Source organism: Methylobacterium sp. E-025 (assembly GCF_022829705.1).
Classification (GTDB): Bacteria; Pseudomonadota; Alphaproteobacteria; order Rhizobiales; family Beijerinckiaceae; genus Methylobacterium.
Genome location: NZ_JAKSYR010000102.1, coordinates 126,685 through 142,363 on the forward strand (window position 1 = coordinate 126,685; position 15,679 = coordinate 142,363).

At 71.4% G+C, this 15,679-nt stretch carries 14 protein-coding genes; 8 read left to right on the plus strand and 6 right to left on the minus strand.

What is annotated here, in order from left to right; genetic code table 11:
• Positions 1–82: 82 nt before the first annotated feature.
• The 3 genes from MKK64_RS12825 (at position 83) to MKK64_RS12835 (ending at position 2,082) form a co-directional block, all read left to right on the plus strand.
• A complete protein-coding gene (locus tag MKK64_RS12825) occupies positions 83–901 on the plus strand; it encodes a quinoprotein dehydrogenase-associated SoxYZ-like carrier (protein WP_243935316.1) in 819 nt (272 codons plus the stop codon).
• A 61-nt stretch (positions 902–962) separates the two neighbouring features.
• Entirely contained in the window at positions 963–1,352 is a 390-nt protein-coding gene (locus MKK64_RS12830) for a thioredoxin family protein (protein ID WP_243935317.1), read from the plus strand.
• Positions 1,353–1,362: 10 nt separating this feature from the next.
• Positions 1,363–2,082, plus strand: a complete 720-nt coding sequence (locus MKK64_RS12835) for a cytochrome c biogenesis CcdA family protein (RefSeq protein ID WP_243935318.1) — start codon at positions 1,363–1,365, stop codon at positions 2,080–2,082.
• A 10-nt stretch (positions 2,083–2,092) separates the two neighbouring features.
• Here MKK64_RS12835 and MKK64_RS12840 read toward each other — a convergent pair whose 3' ends face one another.
• Genes MKK64_RS12840 through MKK64_RS12850 form a run of 3 tightly spaced genes read right to left on the minus strand, consistent with a single transcriptional unit; the run spans position 2,093 to position 5,137 of the window.
• On the minus strand, positions 2,093–2,281 hold the full coding sequence (locus tag MKK64_RS12840) for a DUF1192 domain-containing protein (protein ID WP_243935319.1): 189 nt from the start codon (positions 2,279–2,281) through the stop codon (positions 2,093–2,095).
• Positions 2,282–2,292: 11 nt separating this feature from the next.
• Complete coding sequence (locus MKK64_RS12845; RefSeq protein WP_243935321.1) at positions 2,293–3,510, minus strand: phosphopentomutase; 1,218 nt, start codon at positions 3,508–3,510, stop codon at positions 2,293–2,295.
• A gap of 4 nt (positions 3,511–3,514) precedes the next feature.
• Complete coding sequence (locus MKK64_RS12850) at positions 3,515–5,137, minus strand: ABC transporter ATP-binding protein (RefSeq protein ID WP_243935323.1); 1,623 nt, start codon at positions 5,135–5,137, stop codon at positions 3,515–3,517.
• 88 nt (positions 5,138–5,225) lie between these two features.
• Here MKK64_RS12850 and MKK64_RS12855 point away from each other — a divergent pair, with 88 nt between their 5' ends.
• The 5 genes from MKK64_RS12855 (at position 5,226) to MKK64_RS12875 (ending at position 10,760) form a co-directional block, all read left to right on the plus strand.
• Positions 5,226–6,584, plus strand: coding sequence for a CoA transferase (locus MKK64_RS12855; protein WP_243935325.1), 1,359 nt, complete (start codon positions 5,226–5,228; stop codon positions 6,582–6,584).
• Positions 6,585–6,963: 379 nt separating this feature from the next.
• The gene (locus tag MKK64_RS12860; protein ID WP_409567954.1) at positions 6,964–7,992 is read left to right on the plus strand and encodes a transglycosylase SLT domain-containing protein; all 1,029 of its coding nucleotides are present in this window, start codon (positions 6,964–6,966) and stop codon (positions 7,990–7,992) included.
• An 85-nt stretch (positions 7,993–8,077) separates the two neighbouring features.
• Complete coding sequence (locus MKK64_RS12865; protein ID WP_243935326.1) at positions 8,078–8,983, plus strand: alpha/beta hydrolase; 906 nt, start codon at positions 8,078–8,080, stop codon at positions 8,981–8,983.
• A 123-nt stretch (positions 8,984–9,106) separates the two neighbouring features.
• A complete protein-coding gene (locus tag MKK64_RS12870; RefSeq protein ID WP_243935328.1) occupies positions 9,107–10,435 on the plus strand; it encodes an O-antigen ligase family protein in 1,329 nt (442 codons plus the stop codon).
• Positions 10,436–10,499: 64 nt separating this feature from the next.
• Positions 10,500–10,760 carry a hypothetical protein gene (locus tag MKK64_RS12875; RefSeq protein ID WP_243935329.1) on the plus strand — a complete coding sequence of 87 codons (261 nt, stop codon included), beginning with the start codon at positions 10,500–10,502 and terminating at the stop codon, positions 10,758–10,760.
• A gap of 10 nt (positions 10,761–10,770) precedes the next feature.
• On the opposite strand, the gene MKK64_RS12880 is transcribed toward MKK64_RS12875, so the two are convergent.
• The 3 genes from MKK64_RS12880 to MKK64_RS12890 form a co-directional block, all read right to left on the minus strand.
• Positions 10,771–12,513 carry a pyrroloquinoline quinone-dependent dehydrogenase gene (locus MKK64_RS12880; RefSeq protein WP_409567942.1) on the minus strand — a complete coding sequence of 581 codons (1,743 nt, stop codon included), beginning with the start codon at positions 12,511–12,513 and terminating at the stop codon, positions 10,771–10,773.
• Between the two features lie 183 nt (positions 12,514–12,696).
• Positions 12,697–14,358, minus strand: coding sequence for a DHA2 family efflux MFS transporter permease subunit (locus MKK64_RS12885; RefSeq protein WP_243935331.1), 1,662 nt, complete (start codon positions 14,356–14,358; stop codon positions 12,697–12,699).
• The gene (locus tag MKK64_RS12890) at positions 14,355–15,578 is read right to left on the minus strand and encodes an HlyD family secretion protein (protein WP_243935333.1); all 1,224 of its coding nucleotides are present in this window, start codon (positions 15,576–15,578) and stop codon (positions 14,355–14,357) included. The genes MKK64_RS12885 and MKK64_RS12890 overlap by 4 nt, the downstream gene beginning before the upstream one ends.
• Positions 15,579–15,679 lie beyond the last annotated feature (101 nt).

Here is a 15,679-nt window from a genome sequence, read left to right on the forward strand (position 1 = left end):
CAATCTCCTCTATAAGTCTATCGTGACGGCGGTGCCATCAAGAGCACCGATGCAACGAACGAAGAGATTACGAGGAAACGCCATGCGCCACATCATCCGAAAGACCGTCGTCGGCCTCGCCGTCGCGTTGCCCGTGCTGGCCTCGGCCGGTGTCGCCTTCGCGGCGGCCGGCGACGGCGACGCCGAGCGCGCGGCACGCTGGCAGGAGCTGCAGAAGCAGGTGTTCGGCGACCGAAAGGTCGAGCCCGGCAAGCTTGTGTCGATCGACATGCCGGTGCGCGCCGAGGACGCCGCCCTGGTCCCGGTGACGCTCACCGTCGCCAGGAAGGACCAGGTGAAGGGGCTGTACCTCATCATCGACGACAACCCGGCACCGCTCGCCGCCCATGTCGACTTCGGGCCGGCCGGCGACCCGGCGCAGCTGAAGATGCGGGTGCGGGTCAACACCTATTCCAACGTCCACGCCGTGGCCGAGACCAAGGACGGGCGCCTCGTCGCGTCCGAGATCTTCGTGAAGGCATCGGGCGGCTGCTCGGCGCCGATGGGGATGACCGACGCGGACGCGATGAAGGGCATGGGCGACATGCGGATGAAGTTCTCCGACCTCACCGCCGACAAGGCGATGCCGGCGACGCTGATGATCCGCCACCCGAACTTCTCCGGCATGCAGATGAACCAGGTTTCGCGCGAGTACACGCCCGCCCGCTACCTCGACCGGATCAGCGTCAGCCAGGGCGCGCGCAACGTCTTTACGCTGGAAGGCGACATCTCGATCTCGTCGAACCCGGTGATCGGCTTCGAGATGCGCCCCGAGGGCAGCGCGCCGATCACGGTCGCGGCCACCGACAGCCAGGGCGGCACGTTCGACCACACCTTCCCGGTGCCGGCCGTCAGCAACTGATCGACGACGACGCGCCCGGCCCGAGCGGGCCGGGCTTTCGCCAACCGGGGATCCGACGCTCATGACACGCCGCCGTACGCTCATCGCCCTCCTCGCCCTCGCGCCGCTGGCCTTCGCCCAGGCGCAGGCCGGGGAGATGAAGCCCTATTCGCAGGAGGCGTTCGACGCCGCGCAGAAGGCCGGCAAGCCGATCCTCGTCGAGGTCAGCGCGCCGTGGTGCCCGATCTGCAAGACGCAGAAGCCGATCCTGGCCAAGCTCAGCGCCGACCCGCGCTTCAAGGACCTGCAGATCTTCGACATCGACTTCGACAGCCAGAAGGACCTGCTGCGCAAGCTCGACGTCCGCATGCAGAGCACGCTGATCGCCTACAAGGGCGCCGTCGAGGCCGGCCGCTCGGTCGGCGAGACGCAGCCTGAATGGATCGAGGGGCTGGTCGAGAAGACCCTCTAGGCCGAACGCGATGCTCGTCAGCCTCGGCCTCGCGCTGCTCGCCGGACTGCTCTCGACGCTCTCGCCCTGCGTGCTGCCGCTGCTGCCGCTGGTGCTCGGGGCGGCGGCGTCCGAGCATCGCTACGGGCCGGCGGCGCTGGCGGGCGGGCTGGCCCTGTCGTTCGTCGCGATGGGCCTGTTCGTCGCCACGATCGGCTTCGGCCTCGGGCTCGACGGCGACGTGTTCCGCCGCGTCGCCGCGATCCTGCTGATCCTCGTCGGGATCGTCCTGCTGGTGCCGTCGGCGCAGACGCGCCTCGCGGTCGCCGCCGGGCCGGTCGCGAACTGGACCGAGGCGCGCTTCGGCGGGTTCTCCGCCACCGGCCTGTGGGGCCAGCTCGGCGTCGGGCTGCTGCTCGGCGCCGTCTGGAGCCCCTGCGTCGGCCCAACGCTCGGCGCCGCCTCGATCCTGGCCGCGCAGGGACGCGACCTCGGGGCGGTGGGCCTGACGATGCTGGTCTTCGGCCTCGGCGCGGCCCTGCCGCTCCTGATCCTCGGCGCCCTCTCGCGATCCGTCCTGATGCGCTGGCGCGACCGGCTGATGCGGGCCGGCAAGGGAATGAAGGCGGCGCTCGGTCTCATCCTCGTCGCCACCGGGCTGGTGATCGTGCTCGGCGCCGACAAGCGGATCGAGGCGGTGCTGGTCGACGCCTCGCCGGATTGGCTGAACGCGCTCACGACGCGCTACTGAACGCGCCGCCTCAGCGCTTGAAGAACGCGTCCGCGGCGCCGAGCGCCGCCTGCTTGGCCGTCCGGGCCGCCTCGAGCCGCCGGATCTCGTCCTGCAACAGCGCGATCCGGTGATCGATCTCGTCCACCGACAGGGTGTCGAGCCCCTGCCCGATCTCGTGGTACACCGGGCGCTTCACACGCTCGTCGTCGTCCCGCATCGCAAAACTCCTCACAAGGCCGGCGTCCCGGCGCCGGGCGGCAGGCCGAGATGGCGGGCGACGGTGGCGCCGATGTCGGAGAACGTCGCGCGCCGCCCGAGCGGGCCCGGCGCGATCCCCGGCCCGAAGGCCAGGACCGGCACCTGCTCGCGGGTATGCTCGGTGCCGTGCCAGGTCGGGTCATTGCCGTGGTCGGCGGTGACGAGGCAGAGGTCGCCCGGGCGAAGCGTCGCCAGGATGTCGGGAACGCGGGCGTCGAACGCTTCCAGCTCGGCGGCGTAGCCCGGCACGTCGCGGCGGTGGCCGTGCTCGCTGTCGAAGTCGACGAGGTTGGCGAAGACCAGCCCGCCATCGGCGAGGCTTCCGAGCGCATCGAGCGCGGCGTCGAGGCACGCCATGTTGGCGCCCGGCTTGATCTCGCGGCCGGTGGCACGGTGGGCGAAGATGTCGCCGATCTTGCCGACGCTGACCACGTCGCGGCCCGCGGCCTGGAGGCGGTCGAGCAGGGTGTCGGCCGGCGGCGCGACGGAGAAGTCGCGGCGGTGGCTCGTCCGGCGAAAGCCTGCCTCGGCCGTCCCGGCGAAGGGCCGGGCGATCACCCGGCCGATCCGGTAGGCGTCGCAGAGCTCGCGCGCGATCCGGCACAGGTCGTAGAGGCGCTCCAGGCCGAAGGCGTCCTCGTGGGCCGCGATCTGGAAGACGCTGTCGGCGGACGTGTAGCAGATCGGCCTGCCGGTCCGGACGTGCTCGGCGCCGAGCGCATCGATGATCGCGATGCCGGAGGCGTGGCGGTCGCCGAGGATGCCCGGCAGGTCCCCCAGCCGGATCAGGTCGCGCGTCAGCGACTCGGGAAAGGCCGGCCGCGTATCCGGGAAGTATCCCCACGGTTCGCGCATGGCGAGGCCGGCGATCTCCCAATGCCCGGACGGCGTGTCCTTTCCGGCCGCGGTCTCGACGGCGTGGCCCCAGGCGCCCGCGAGCGCGCCGGGCGGCGCGAGCCCCGGCGGCATCCGACCCGTGGCGGCCTCGCAGGCGAGGCCGAGGCCGAGGGCGGCCAGATGCGGCAGGCGCAACGGGCCGGAACGTAGGCCGGTACGGTCGCCCCGCCCCGCGGCGCAGGCCTCGGCGATGTGGCCGACCGTGTCGGAGCCGGCGTCGCCGTAGCGTTCGGCGTCCGGCGCGCCGCCGATGCCGACGGAATCGAGGACGATGAGCAGTGCCCGCGCCATCGTCCTAGACCGGCTCGACGTCGGCGACGGTGTCGCTCTTCAGCGCGAAGGCCGCCGAGAACAGGGTGCGGGTGTACGCGGTCTTCGGCCGGGAGAAGATCTCGTCGGCCGGTCCCTCTTCCACCACCACGCCGTTCTGCATCACCAGCACGTAGTTTGCGAGCGCGCGCACCACCTTGAGGTCGTGGCTGATGAAGAGGTAGGCGAGGCCGCGGGTGCGCTGCAGGTCGCGCAGCAAGGTCACGATCTGCGACTGCACCGAGCGGTCGAGCGCGGAGGTCGGCTCGTCGAGGACGACGAAGCGGGGGTCGAGCACCATCGCCCGGGCGATGGCGATGCGCTGGCGCTGGCCGCCGGAGAACTCGTGCGGGTAGCGGTCCATCGCCGCCGGATCGAGCCCGACATCGATCAGCGCCTGCGCGACGATGGCGCGATGCTCGCGCTTCGGCACGCCCTGCACCACCAGCCCCTCGGCGACGATGTCGGCCACCGACATCCGCGGCGAGAGCGAGCCGTAGGGGTCCTGGAAGACCACCTGCATGTCCTTGCGCAGGGGCCGCATCGCCGCGACGCCGTAGGTCTCGATGTCGCGGCCGAGGAAGACGATCGGCCCCTCCGACGCCGTCAGCCGCAGCAGCGCGAGGCCCAACGTAGTCTTGCCCGAGCCAGATTCGCCGACGACGCCGACGGTCTCGCCGGCACGGACCCGCAGGGCGACGCCGTCGACCGCCTTGACGTAGCCGGCGGTGCGCCGGAGCCAGCCCTCCTTGAGCGGAAACCACACCTTCAGCGGGCCGGCCTCGACCAGCGCCTCGGCATCCGCCGCGACCGGGTTGCCCCGGCCCTTCGGCTCGGAGGCGATCAGGCGCTGCGTGTACGCGTGCTGCGGGTCGGCGAACACCGCGGCGACCGGGCCGGCCTCGACGATCCGACCGTTCAGCATCACGCAGACCCGCGCGGCGATGCGCTCGACGATGCCGAGGTCGTGGGTGATGAACAGCATCGCCATGCCGAGCCGCTTCTGCAGGTCGGCCAGCAGCGAGAGGATCTGCGCCTGCACCGTCACGTCGAGCGCCGTGGTCGGCTCGTCGGCGACGAGCAGATCCGGCTCGCAGGCGAGCGCCATCGCGATCATCACCCGCTGGCGCTGGCCGCCGGACAATTCGTGCGGATAGGCGCCCATGCGGCGCGCGGCATCGCGCAGGCCGACCAGCTCCAGCAATTCGAGGATGCGCGCCCGCGCCGCCTTGCCGGAGAGGCCGCGGTGCAATCCCAGAACCTCGCCGATCTGCCGCTCGATGGTGTGGAGCGGGTTCAGCGAGGTCATCGGCTCCTGGAACACCATGGTGATGTCGGCGCCGCGGACCTTGCGCATCGCGCGCTCCGGCAGGGCGAGCAGGTCGCGCCCCTTGAACACGATCCGCCCGCCCGGATGGTGGGCGGCGCCGTCGAGGAGCCGCAGGATCGAGAGCGCGGTGACCGACTTGCCCGATCCCGACTCGCCGACCAGCGCCACGGTCTCGCCCGGCAGGATCGTGAACGACACGCCATCGACGGCGCGGCTCTCGCCTTCGCGCGATCGGAAGGCGACCGAGAGATCCTCGACGGAAAGCAGCGGCTCGGGCATCAATCGCGTTCGTTCCGGGGCAGGTGCGGTCTCTATAGCGCGGCGGCGGCCCGACGGCGAACCACCCGGGGGCCAACAGGGGGGCGGCATGTCGGCAGAGACCTTCGCGGCGACGATCCGTGCGGCGTTGGGCAGCGCGGCGGGCACCGCGGCGCGGACGATCACCGGGACGGGGACCCTGCCTTCGGCTTTTCCGGTCACCGACCTCGCCGCCGGCTCCGTCGCCGCGGCGGGGCTGGCGATCGCCGACCTCGTCGGCACCGTCGGCGCGACGCCGGCCGTCTCGGTCGACCGCCGCCTCGCCTCGCTGTGGTTCCGCACCTCGCTCCGCCCGATCGGATGGACGCTGCCGGACCTGTGGGACCCGGTGGCGGGCGACTACCGCACCCGCGACGGCTGGATCCGGCTCCACACCAACGCGCCGCATCACCGCGCGGCGGCCGAGCGCGTTCTCGGCGCGCAAGCCGACCGCGCGGGCATGGCGGCCGCCGTCGCCGGCTGGGACAAATCCGATCTGGAGGCGGCGATCGTGGCGGAGGGCGGCTGCGCGGCCGAGATGCGCTCGGTCGAGGCCTGGGCCGCGCATCCGCAGGGGGCGGCGGTCGCGGCCGAGCCGCTCGTCGCCTTCGATCCCGGCGCGGCGGCCCGCTCCAGTTGGAAGCCCGAACCCGCGCGGCCGCTCGCGGGCCTGCGCGTCCTCGATCTGACGCGGGTGCTCGCCGGGCCGGTGGCGACCCGGTTCCTGGCCGGCTTCGGCGCCGAGGTCCTGCGGATCGACCCGCCGGGCTGGAACGAGCCCGGCGTCGAGGTCCATATGACGCTAGGCAAGCGATGCGCCCGGCTCGACCTTCGCCGCGAGGCCGACCGCAACCGGTTCGAGGCGCTGCTCACCGGCGCCGACATCCTCGTGCACGGCTACCGGCCCGAAGCGCTCGACCGCCTCGGCTACGGCGCCGCGGCACGGCGTGCCCTGTCGCCCGGGCTGATCGACGTCAGCCTCGACGCCTACGGCTGGACCGGCCCCTGGGCCGGACGCCGCGGCTTCGACAGCCTGGTGCAGATGAGCTGCGGTATCGCCGAGGCCGGGCAGGCGTGGCGGAACGCCGACCGGCCGGTGCCTCTGCCCGTCCAGGCCCTCGACCACGCCACCGGCTACCTTCTGGCCGCCGCCGCGATCCGCCTCCTTGAGCGACGTTTGCGCGACGGGCGTGCCGGCGCGGCGCGCCTTTCGCTGGCCCGGACGGCGCGGCTGCTCCTCGACGCCGAGCGGACGGGCTCGATGGAGGCGTTCGCGCCGGAAGCCGACGACGACTTCGATGCCGGCGTCGAGGCGACGCCGTGGGGCCCGGCCCATCGCCTGCGCCCGCCCCTGGCGGTCGCCGGCGCGCCGGTCCGATGGTCCCTGCCCGCGCGCCGCCTCGGCACCGACCGCCCCGCCTGGACGTGACGCGGCGGATTGATCGCCGGTTGCAGGGCGCTAGAACGGTGCACGTGGGATGGATCGGTCTTGCGGCGCACGGCGCACGCGACCGCAAGGGGCACGATCGCGAGGCATGACCGTTCCCATTCGTGGCGTGAGGTGTTTTCAGATAGCCCCTCGTTCAGCACCCTTCCCTCCCCCCTCTGCGGGGGAGGGTGGCCCGCGAAGCGGGTCGGGAGAGGGGAGCGCCGCATCCGGCACTGTCGCTCCCCTCTTCCGACCCTCGCTGACGCGAGGCCCACCCTCCCCCGCAGAGGGGGGAGGGAAACGCGCGTGTTCGGAGCGGTATCACACCAGCATTCTTGACTATGCCTGGCGCAACGCATGGGCTCGCATCGCCGGAGGGCTGCTCAAATCCCCTCGGCATCGCGCCGCCTTCGCCCTCCTGGCGACCACCCTCCTCCTCGCCACGCCCGCACACGCCGTCCCCTCCGACGGCGCCACCGAGACCGTCGAGCAGGCGTTGTGCCGGCTGATCGAGGGATCGGCGCGGGCGCGCGGGCTGCCGGTGCCGTTCCTGACGCGATTGATCTGGCGCGAGAGCGCGTTCCGCGTCGGCGTGGTCAGCCCGGTCGGGGCGCAGGGCGTCGCCCAGTTCATGCCCGGCACGGCGCGCGAGCGCGGGCTGGCCGATCCGTTCGACCCCGAGCAGGCGATCCCGCATGCCGCCCACTTGCTGGCCGACCTGAAGCGGCAGTTCGGCAATCTCGGCCTGGCGGCGGCCGCCTACAACGGCGGCCCGGGCCGAGTGACGAGCTGGCTTGCCGGCAGCGGCGGCCTGCCCGCCGAGACCCGCGCCTACGTGCTCGCAATCACCGGCGCGCCCGCCGAGGACTGGCGCGGCGGCGCATCCCGGATCGAGATGGGGCCGCCGGAAGGGGGCGGGGCCAAGAGCACTGACGCCAAGAGCGCTGACGCCAAGAGCGCTGAGGCCAAGAGCGCCGAGACCAAGCCGGGCGAGGCCAAACCCGGCGGGACGAAGCCCGCGGACGCCCGGGTGCCCGAGTCGGCGAAGGCCGAGACCGCACCCGAGCCGGCGCAGACCTGCCTTCAGGTCACGGCCGCCTTGCGCATCCCGTCGCGCGGCGACCGCTTCGCCATCGGCGCCAACGAAGGGCCGGCCGCGCCGTGGGGCATCCAGCTCGCCGGCAACTTCTCGAAGTCGCTGGCGCTGGCGACCTTCTCCCGGGCGCGCGCCACCTACGCCAAGGTGGTCGGCGAGGTCCGCCCGATGATCATCGGCACGCGCCTGCGCAATCGCGGCACCCGCGCGTTCTACCGCATCCGCATCCCGGCCGAGAGCCGGCAGGCGGCCGACGGGCTGTGCGGCCGGATCCGCAGCGTCGGCGGCGCCTGCATCGTGCTGCGCACCTGACGCGCCGACGGAGTTCGGCGCGATCTGGTCATGAATCCGCCCAGAGCCGCATGCATCTGGCCTTCGCGGCCCAATCGGACATCGAATGACACGAATCCTCACGGCTCTCGCCAGCCTGGCATGCCTCGCGCTCGCCGCAATCGGCATCGCCGCCTGCTCGCCGCTCGCCCTGTTCGATGCGATCGGCCCGCGGGATTCCGGCGGCCGGCAGGTGCTGCGGGACGAGCCGTTCGGCGAGGGCCCGCGGCGTCGCCTCGACGTCTACGCGCCCGTGAACGCGCCCGAGAACGCGCCGGTGCTGGTGTTCTTCTACGGCGGCTCCTGGCAGAACGGCTCGAAGGCGGATTACGCCTTCGTCGGACAGGCGCTCGCCGCGCAGGGCTTCGTCACCGTGCTGCCGGACTACCGGCTCTATCCCGAGGCGCCCTTCCCCGGCTTCCTCGAGGACGGCGCAGCCGCCGTCGCCTGGGTCCGCGACAACATCGCAACCTATGGCGGCGACCCGCGCCGCATCGTGCTCGCCGGGCACTCGGCCGGTGCCTACAACGCGGTGATGCTCGGCCTCGACACCCGCTACCTCAAGGCGGCCGGGGTCGACCCGAAGGTGATCCGTGCGGTCGCCGGCCTGTCCGGCCCCTACGACTTCCTGCCGTTCGACCAGGACACCTCGCGCAAGGTGTTCGGCCAGGCGCCGGACCCGCGCGCGACTCAGCCGGTGACCTTCGCCGGCCCGAGCGCGCCGCCGGCCTTCCTCGCGACCGGCGCCGACGACACGATCGTCCGCCCGCGCAACACCCAGAGCCTCGCTGAGACGCTGCGCAACGCCCGCGTGCCGGTGCAGGAGCGGATCTATCCCGGGCTCGACCACGCCGACACCCTGCTCGCGCTCTCCGTCACCTTCCGGTCGAAGGCGCCGGAGCTCGCCGAGATGGCGGCCTTCCTCCGGACGCAGGCGACGAGCCGGCAATCGATGACGATCGGGCGGCGCTGATCGCTCCGTCAAGGTTACCCGCGATCGGACGAGACCGCGGGCAGGTTCGGGGCGACGGCATGCTCCGTCCGGACTATGATGGTGCGCGGTTCCAGACCGCGGATGGCCGGTGAGGGCGGGTTCGTGTCAGCGGCGCACGGCATCAGGGCTGAGGCGGCCGTCAGGCGGTCGCGATCGCTGCCGGGACGCGACATCCCGGACGCCGTCCGCCTGCCGTTCGTCACCGTCGTGCTGGTCCTGCTCTGGAACCATCTCTGGTTCAGCGACCTCGCCAACCGCAGCCTCCTGAGCGACCCGGAAACCGGCAGCCTCTTCACCCAGGCGCTGTTCGTCATCCTCGGCACGGCGATGCTGATGGTGCTCGGGCGGCTCGGCTTCGCCAGGCTGCGCCCCCTCGCCTCCTGGCCGCTGCTGCTGCTCGGCGGCTGGCTCGGCATCACCACCCTCCTCTCCACCGACCCGATGCTGTCGATCCGCCGGATCGTGCTGTTCGGCATCGTCGCGCTGCTCGCCGCGGGCGTTCTCGTGGTCGCGCGCAACGGGCGCCAGTTCGCCACCGCGCTGGCGCTCGCCGCCGGCATCGTGCTGGCCGCGAGCTATCTCGGCGTCGCGCTCGTCCCCAACCTCACCATCCACTCGGCCTTCGACGTCACCGGCGAGTACAACCACATCGGCCTGTGGCGCGGGATCTTCACCCACAAGAACGAGGCCGGCTCGGCGATGTCGATGATCGCGGTCTGCGGCCTCTACGTCGCCGCCGTGCTGCACCGGGGCCTGGGCTGGACCATCACGGCGGGGGCGCTGGTCTTCATGGTCTTCGCCGGCTCGAAGACGCCGCTGGCCGTGCTGCCCCTCGTCCTGCTGGTCTCGGTCCTGTGCAGCCGTCTGCGCGGGGGGACGATGCGCGGGCTGCTGCTGGTCGGCCCGGTGGCGCTGCTCATCGTCGCGACCATCGGTTCGGTACTGCTGCCGCCGATCCGAACGGTGCTGGACGCGATCATTCCCGACGCGACCTTCACCGCGCGCAACGAGATCTGGGCTTTCGCGATCGAGCACGTCGTCGTGCACCCGATCCGCGGCTGGGGCTACGGCGCCTTCTGGCTGACCGACCGCACCGTCTACGGCGGCGGCGCCGACCCGGGCTCGGACTGGGTGCAGACCGCGACGCAGGCGCACAACTCCTTCCTCGACGCCGCACTGATCATGGGCTTGCCCGGCGCGCTGCTGCTCCTGAACGCTCTCGTCGTGGCCCCGATCCGCGACCTGCAGCGGGCCAGCGCCGGGCGGCCGCTCGACGCTCAGACGCTGTTCTTCCTGCGCATCTGGATGCTGGCGGTGATCTCGGCCTCGTTCGAGAACGTGCTGCTGAACGCCAACACCGTCCTGTGCGGCATGACCATGCTCGCGGTGTTCGGCCTGCGCCTGCGCACCGCCTACCGCCCGGTCGCCTGACCCGAACGCGACGGCGGCGGTCGCGGCCCGGGACAGGCGGGGCGCGACGCCCTATGTCGATGGGATGATCGATTTCCAGACCGTCGGCGACCTATGCAACGCCCACCACATCGTCGAGGAGGAGGTCGACGCCGCGGTGGCCGCCTACCTCGCCGACCCGCTGCCGCCGATCTTCGTGTTCCAGCAGGGCTATCAGCTGAACCTGATGAAGGCGGTGCGCAACCACCAGGGCGCACGGGTCTTCATGGAGCGCGAGGATGTCGGCATCGCGCTGAAGCGCCCGTTCGTCCGCGCGGCGATCCTGCAGGCGCGGCCGAAGGGCTGAGCGATCACGCTCAGTCCGGCAGCGCGAACACCACCAGCGCGTCGCCGGTGCCGAAGCCGGACGCCTTGGTGAAGGACGAGCCGCCGGCCGCCACCGCGACGTACTGCTTCCCGTCGAGGCTGTAGGTGATCGCCGGGCCGCTGATGCCGGCGCCGCACTGGAACCGCCACAGGATCTCGCCGGTGCCGGCATCGTGCGCGTCGAGATGGCCGTCCTCCTCGCCGGAGAAGACCAGGCCGCCCGCCGTCGCCAGCGTGCCGCCGGCGAGCCGGCTCACGGACCTCACCGACCAGGCGATGGTGCCGCCCTTGGCGAGGTTGACCGCCGTGAGCGTGCTGAAGCTCGGCTCGCCCTTCGCCTCGCCGGTCTCGGTGTAGCGGATCTCCGGCCGTCCGGGGCCGCCGGGCACGGTCTTGACGGTGTAGGTGGTCGCCCCGTGCCGGACCTGTGCGAAGGCGAGGCCGCTTGCGGCATCGTAGGCCGTCGGCGGCCAGGACACGGCGCCGAGGGGTCCCGGCGCGACCACGGTGCCTTCCGCGGTCGGGGGAGCGAACAGGTTCTTCTGCGCAATCAGCGGGGCCGAGCGCTCGAGCAGCCGGCCCGTGGCGCGGTCGTGGACGTAGATCCAGCCGGTCTTGCTGGCGGAGGCGACCGCCTTCACCGGGCCGTCCTTCCCGTTCAGGTCGAGCAGGAACGGCGGGCTCGCCACGTCGTAGCCCCACTCGTCGTGCGGCACCTGCTGATAGTACCAGCGCAGCGCGCCGGTTTTCGCGTCGAGCGCCACGAGGCTCATCGTGTAGAGGTTGTCGCCCGGCCGCGAGAGCCCGAAATTCTGCGGCGCCGGGTTGCCGGTGCCGAGGTAGATCAGGCCGAGATCCGGGTCGAAGGCCGGGGTCATCCAGAGCGATCCGCCGCCGACCCGCCATGCCTCTCGGTTGGCCGGCGCTGCCGCCTTCTCGGCGGCGACGTCGCGATGCAGCGGGACGCCGTCGGCGGTGGTCTCGACGTATCCGCCCTCCCAGCCGTCGGCCTTGGTGACGTACCAGCGCCAGCGCTCTTCGCCGGTCTTCGCGTCGTAGGCGGCGAGCCACCCGCGGCGCCCGTAGCCGCCCTCGATCCCGACGACCGAGCCGCCGTCGAGGCCGCCCTTCTCGTCCTCGACATGGAGCCCGTAGCCGGCGCCGCTCACCCCGACGATGACGAGACCGTCGGCGACGAGCGGCGGCATCTTGAAGCCGAGGCGGCTCGAGCCCTGCACCGGCTTACCGCCGAGCTGCGCCGTCAGCCCCGATGCGGTCTCGGACTCGCCTTCCTCCGGGCGCACCGCCTCGTGGTCCCACACGACCTTTCCGGACTTGGCGTCGAGCGCGATCACCCGCCCGTCCATCGTCGCCTGGAACACGAGGCCGCCGGAGACGGCGACGCCGCGGTTCGAGGGCGGCCCGAAGATCTTCTCGGTGCGCGGCTTGTGGGTGTAGGTCCACAGCACCCGGCCGGACTTCGCGTCGAGCGCCGCGACGTTGTTCTGCGTGGTCGAGAGGTAGAGCGCGCCGTCGACCATCACCGGCTGGGCCTGGAAGTAGCCGGTCACCCCGGTCTGGAACATCCAGGCCGGCCGGAGCCGCCCGACGTTGCTCCGGTCGATCGCCGAGAGATCGGAGAAATTCCGGTTGGAATGGTCGTGCCCGAAGGTCCGCCACTCGCCGGCGGGCTCGGCGGCCCGCGCCGGCAGGGCGAGCGCAAGGAGCGCCACGGCGGCAACGGTCGATGTCGTCCTCGATGAACGCGGCACGCCGGCTTCCTCCCGCTCGGCGCGCAGGGCCGAGATGATTTCTTCTGGTTGCAGCCGGTAAGCGTTATCCCGCGAACTGTCGAACCGGACGAACGTTGCCGGCGCATCGATCCGCGGCCGCACCGGATCTCGGAGGGCGTTCCCTCAATGCCCCGCCGGCGCGTCGCCGCCGCGCTCGACCCGCTTGAGGATCATCGCCAGCGGCACCGCCGAAGCCGAGACGAGGCAGAGCGCCCAGAACACGTCGATGTAGGCGAAGAACGCCGTCTGCGTCGCGAGCTGCTGCCCGATCCAGGCGGTGGCCTGCCCCTGCGCGTCGACGCCGGGAGTGCCGTGCACCGTGAAGTACTGCGTCGCCTGCCGCATGGTCTCCTGGTAGGCCGGGCTCGTTGTGGTGACGCTCTCCGACAGCCGGCTCTGATGGAACTGGCTGCGATAGGCCAGGATGTTTTGCGCCAGCGACACGCCCATCGACCCGCCGACGTTGCGGGCGACGTTGATCAAGGCCGAGGCCTGGTCGGTCTGCGACTTCTCGATGCCCTCGTACGAGGCGGCGGTGATCGAGATGAAGATCATGGGCAGGCCGATGCCGATGTAGATCCGCGACCAGGCGAAGAACCAGAACGTGGAATCGCCGTAGATCCGGGTCAGGTCGTACATCGCCAGCGCCACGATCGTCGCGCCGGTGGCGATCAGCCATTTCGGCTGGAAGTAGCCGGACACCTGCCCGATCACCAGCATCATCGCCACGGTGACGAGGCCGCCGGGCGCCAGCACGAGCCCCGAGATGGTGGCGGTGTAGCCGTAATAGTCCTGCGTGATCTGCGGGATGAACTGCGTCGTCGCGATCAGGATCGCACCGGTGGCGAGCATGACCAGGAAGCACGAGCCGAACTGGCGCTTGCCGAGAAGGCGCAGGTCGACGGCCGGGTTCTTCGCCCTCAGAAGCCACGGGATCATCGCGACGAACGACACCACGGCGAGAACACCGAAGACCTGGATCAGCGGCGAGCCGAACCAGTCCTTGCGCTGGCCCTCGTCGAGGCAGACCTCGAGCGAGCCGAGGAAGGTCGCCACCAGGAGGAAGCCGACGACGTCGAACCGGATGCCCTTCTTCCGCAGCGCCTTGCGCTCCTTCACCGCGGCTTCGGAATCTTCCAGGAGCCACCACATCAGCGCCAGCGCGATCACGCCGACGGGGCCGTTGATCAGGAAGCACCAGTGCCAGGAGACGTTGTCGGACAGCCAGCCGCCGAGCGTCGGGCCGACGACCGGCGCGACGACGATCGCGAGCCCGTAGAGCGCGAAGGCTTGGCCCCGCTTGGCGGGGGGGAACGAGTCGGCGAGGATCGACTGCGCCAGGGGCGCCATGCCGCCGCCGCCGAGCCCCTGGATCACGCGGAACACTAGCAGCGAGTTCAGGTCCCAGGCGAAGCCGCAGGCGATCGAGGCGACGGTGAACAGCGCAACGCTGGCGATGAAGAACGCCTTGCGGCCGTAGCGCTTGGCCAGGAAGCTCGATGCGGTGAGCGCGATCGCGTTGGCGACGAGGTAGCTCGTGACCACCCACGCCGCCTCGTCCGGCCCGACCGCAAGCCCGCCCGAGATATAGCGGAGCGCGACGTTGGCGATGGTGGTGTCGAGCACCTCCATGAAGGTCGCGAGCGCGACGACGAGCGCCACCGCCCACGGGCTGTGGCCGCCCGCGGTGCGCGGCAGGCCGCCGGACGTCGCCTTTGCCTTTCCCGCATCCTTGCCGCCGGCCTTGCGCGAACCGCCGCCCGCCGCGGCGGCCCCGGCGCTCATCGCACCCGCACCGTCGGCACGATCGACATGCCGGGGCCGATCGACACGTCCTGCGGCCATTCGTCGACGACGATCTTCACCGGCACGCGCTGCACCACCTTCACGTAGTTGCCGGTGGCGTTCTGCGCCGGCAGCAGGCTGAAGGCGGTGCCCGAGCCGGGCTGAACAGAGGCGACCTTCCCGTTGATCTTGCGGTCGGGATAGGCGTCGATCTCGATCCTCACCGACTGGCCCGGGCGCATGTCGGTGATCTGCGTCTCCTTGTAGTTGGCGACGACCCACTTCTCGTCGGGCACGAACATCGCCAGCGATTGGCCGGCTTGAGCATACTGCCCGACCGCGCCGGTGAGCTGCACGACCCGGCCCGGCTGCGCCGCCGTCACCGTCGTGTAGCCGAGGTTGAGCACGGCCTGCGCCGCCTGCGCATCGGCGTTGGCGAGGCTGGCCTCGGCCGATGCCCGCTGCGCCTGGAGCGAGCCGATCTGCTTCTGCGCCTGCACCACGCTGGCGTTCGCGCTCGTCAGCGCGGCCTGGCGCTGCTCGAGGGTCGAAGTCGAGGATTGCGATTGCTGCACGGTGCCGGCACCGCGGCTGGCGAGATCCTTGTAGCGGGCGGCATCCGCCTTCGCGAAGTCGAGCGCCGCCTGGTTCTGCGTCACCTGCGCCTTGGCGACATCGATCTGCGCCCTCTGCGCCTCGACCTGCGCGTCGACGTTCTGAATCGACGCCTTGGCCGACGCGATCTGAGCCTGGGCCTGCTCGAGGGCGACCTGGTAATCGCGCCGGTCGATCTGGAACAGGGTCGCGCCGGTGTCGACGTGCTGGTTGTCGGTGACCGAGAGCGCGACGACGTAGCCGGACACCTTCGGCGCGATCGAGAACTGGCGCGCGTCGACGAAGGCGTCGTCGGTGGATTCGTAAGGGTGCAGGTAGATCTGCCAGTAGAAGAACCCGGCGATCCCAAGGAGCACGATCGCGATCCCGCCGAGGACGAACCACCACGGATGGCGCTTGAGGATACCCGGCCGGTTCTCGTCGTCCTCGCCCTCGGACGACGCGTCCTGATCGGGCACGGCCTTGCTCTCGTCGGCCTCGACGCCCGCCTCAGGACCTTTCTCCTGCGGCTTGAGATCGATGATGTCGCGTCGGTCGGGCGCCTCCCGGTCGTCGGGGCGCGTCTGCGGGTCCAGGGCCGTCGCCTGGCGCTGATCGTCTAGCATCGAAAAGAAACCGCCTGCGCCCGCGCCGAACACTGCCGAAGCGGCCGGAGCGAACGAATAACCCGCCTCACCGACTAAAAAGGCGATGCGACGGCAAAGTT

What these genes read in the sequence shown, in the direction of transcription:
- MKK64_RS12885 (WP_243935331.1), bottom strand. Translation starts at nt 14,358, where the DNA reads ATGAGCGCCGGGGCCGCCGCGGCGGGCGGCGGTTCGCGCAAGGCCGGC.
- MKK64_RS12830 (WP_243935317.1), top strand. Translation starts at nt 963, where the DNA reads ATGACACGCCGCCGTACGCTCATCGCCCTCCTCGCCCTCGCGCCGCTG.
- MKK64_RS12875 (WP_243935329.1), top strand. Translation starts at nt 10,500, where the DNA reads ATGATCGATTTCCAGACCGTCGGCGACCTATGCAACGCCCACCACATC.
- MKK64_RS12825 (WP_243935316.1), top strand. Translation starts at nt 83, where the DNA reads ATGCGCCACATCATCCGAAAGACCGTCGTCGGCCTCGCCGTCGCGTTG.
- MKK64_RS12840 (WP_243935319.1), bottom strand. Translation starts at nt 2,281, where the DNA reads ATGCGGGACGACGACGAGCGTGTGAAGCGCCCGGTGTACCACGAGATC.
- MKK64_RS12850 (WP_243935323.1), bottom strand. Translation starts at nt 5,137, where the DNA reads ATGCCCGAGCCGCTGCTTTCCGTCGAGGATCTCTCGGTCGCCTTCCGA.
- MKK64_RS12835 (WP_243935318.1), top strand. Translation starts at nt 1,363, where the DNA reads ATGCTCGTCAGCCTCGGCCTCGCGCTGCTCGCCGGACTGCTCTCGACG.
- MKK64_RS12865 (WP_243935326.1), top strand. Translation starts at nt 8,078, where the DNA reads ATGACACGAATCCTCACGGCTCTCGCCAGCCTGGCATGCCTCGCGCTC.
- MKK64_RS12845 (WP_243935321.1), bottom strand. Translation starts at nt 3,510, where the DNA reads ATGGCGCGGGCACTGCTCATCGTCCTCGATTCCGTCGGCATCGGCGGC.
- MKK64_RS12890 (WP_243935333.1), bottom strand. Translation starts at nt 15,578, where the DNA reads ATGCTAGACGATCAGCGCCAGGCGACGGCCCTGGACCCGCAGACGCGC.
- MKK64_RS12855 (WP_243935325.1), top strand. Translation starts at nt 5,226, where the DNA reads ATGTCGGCAGAGACCTTCGCGGCGACGATCCGTGCGGCGTTGGGCAGC.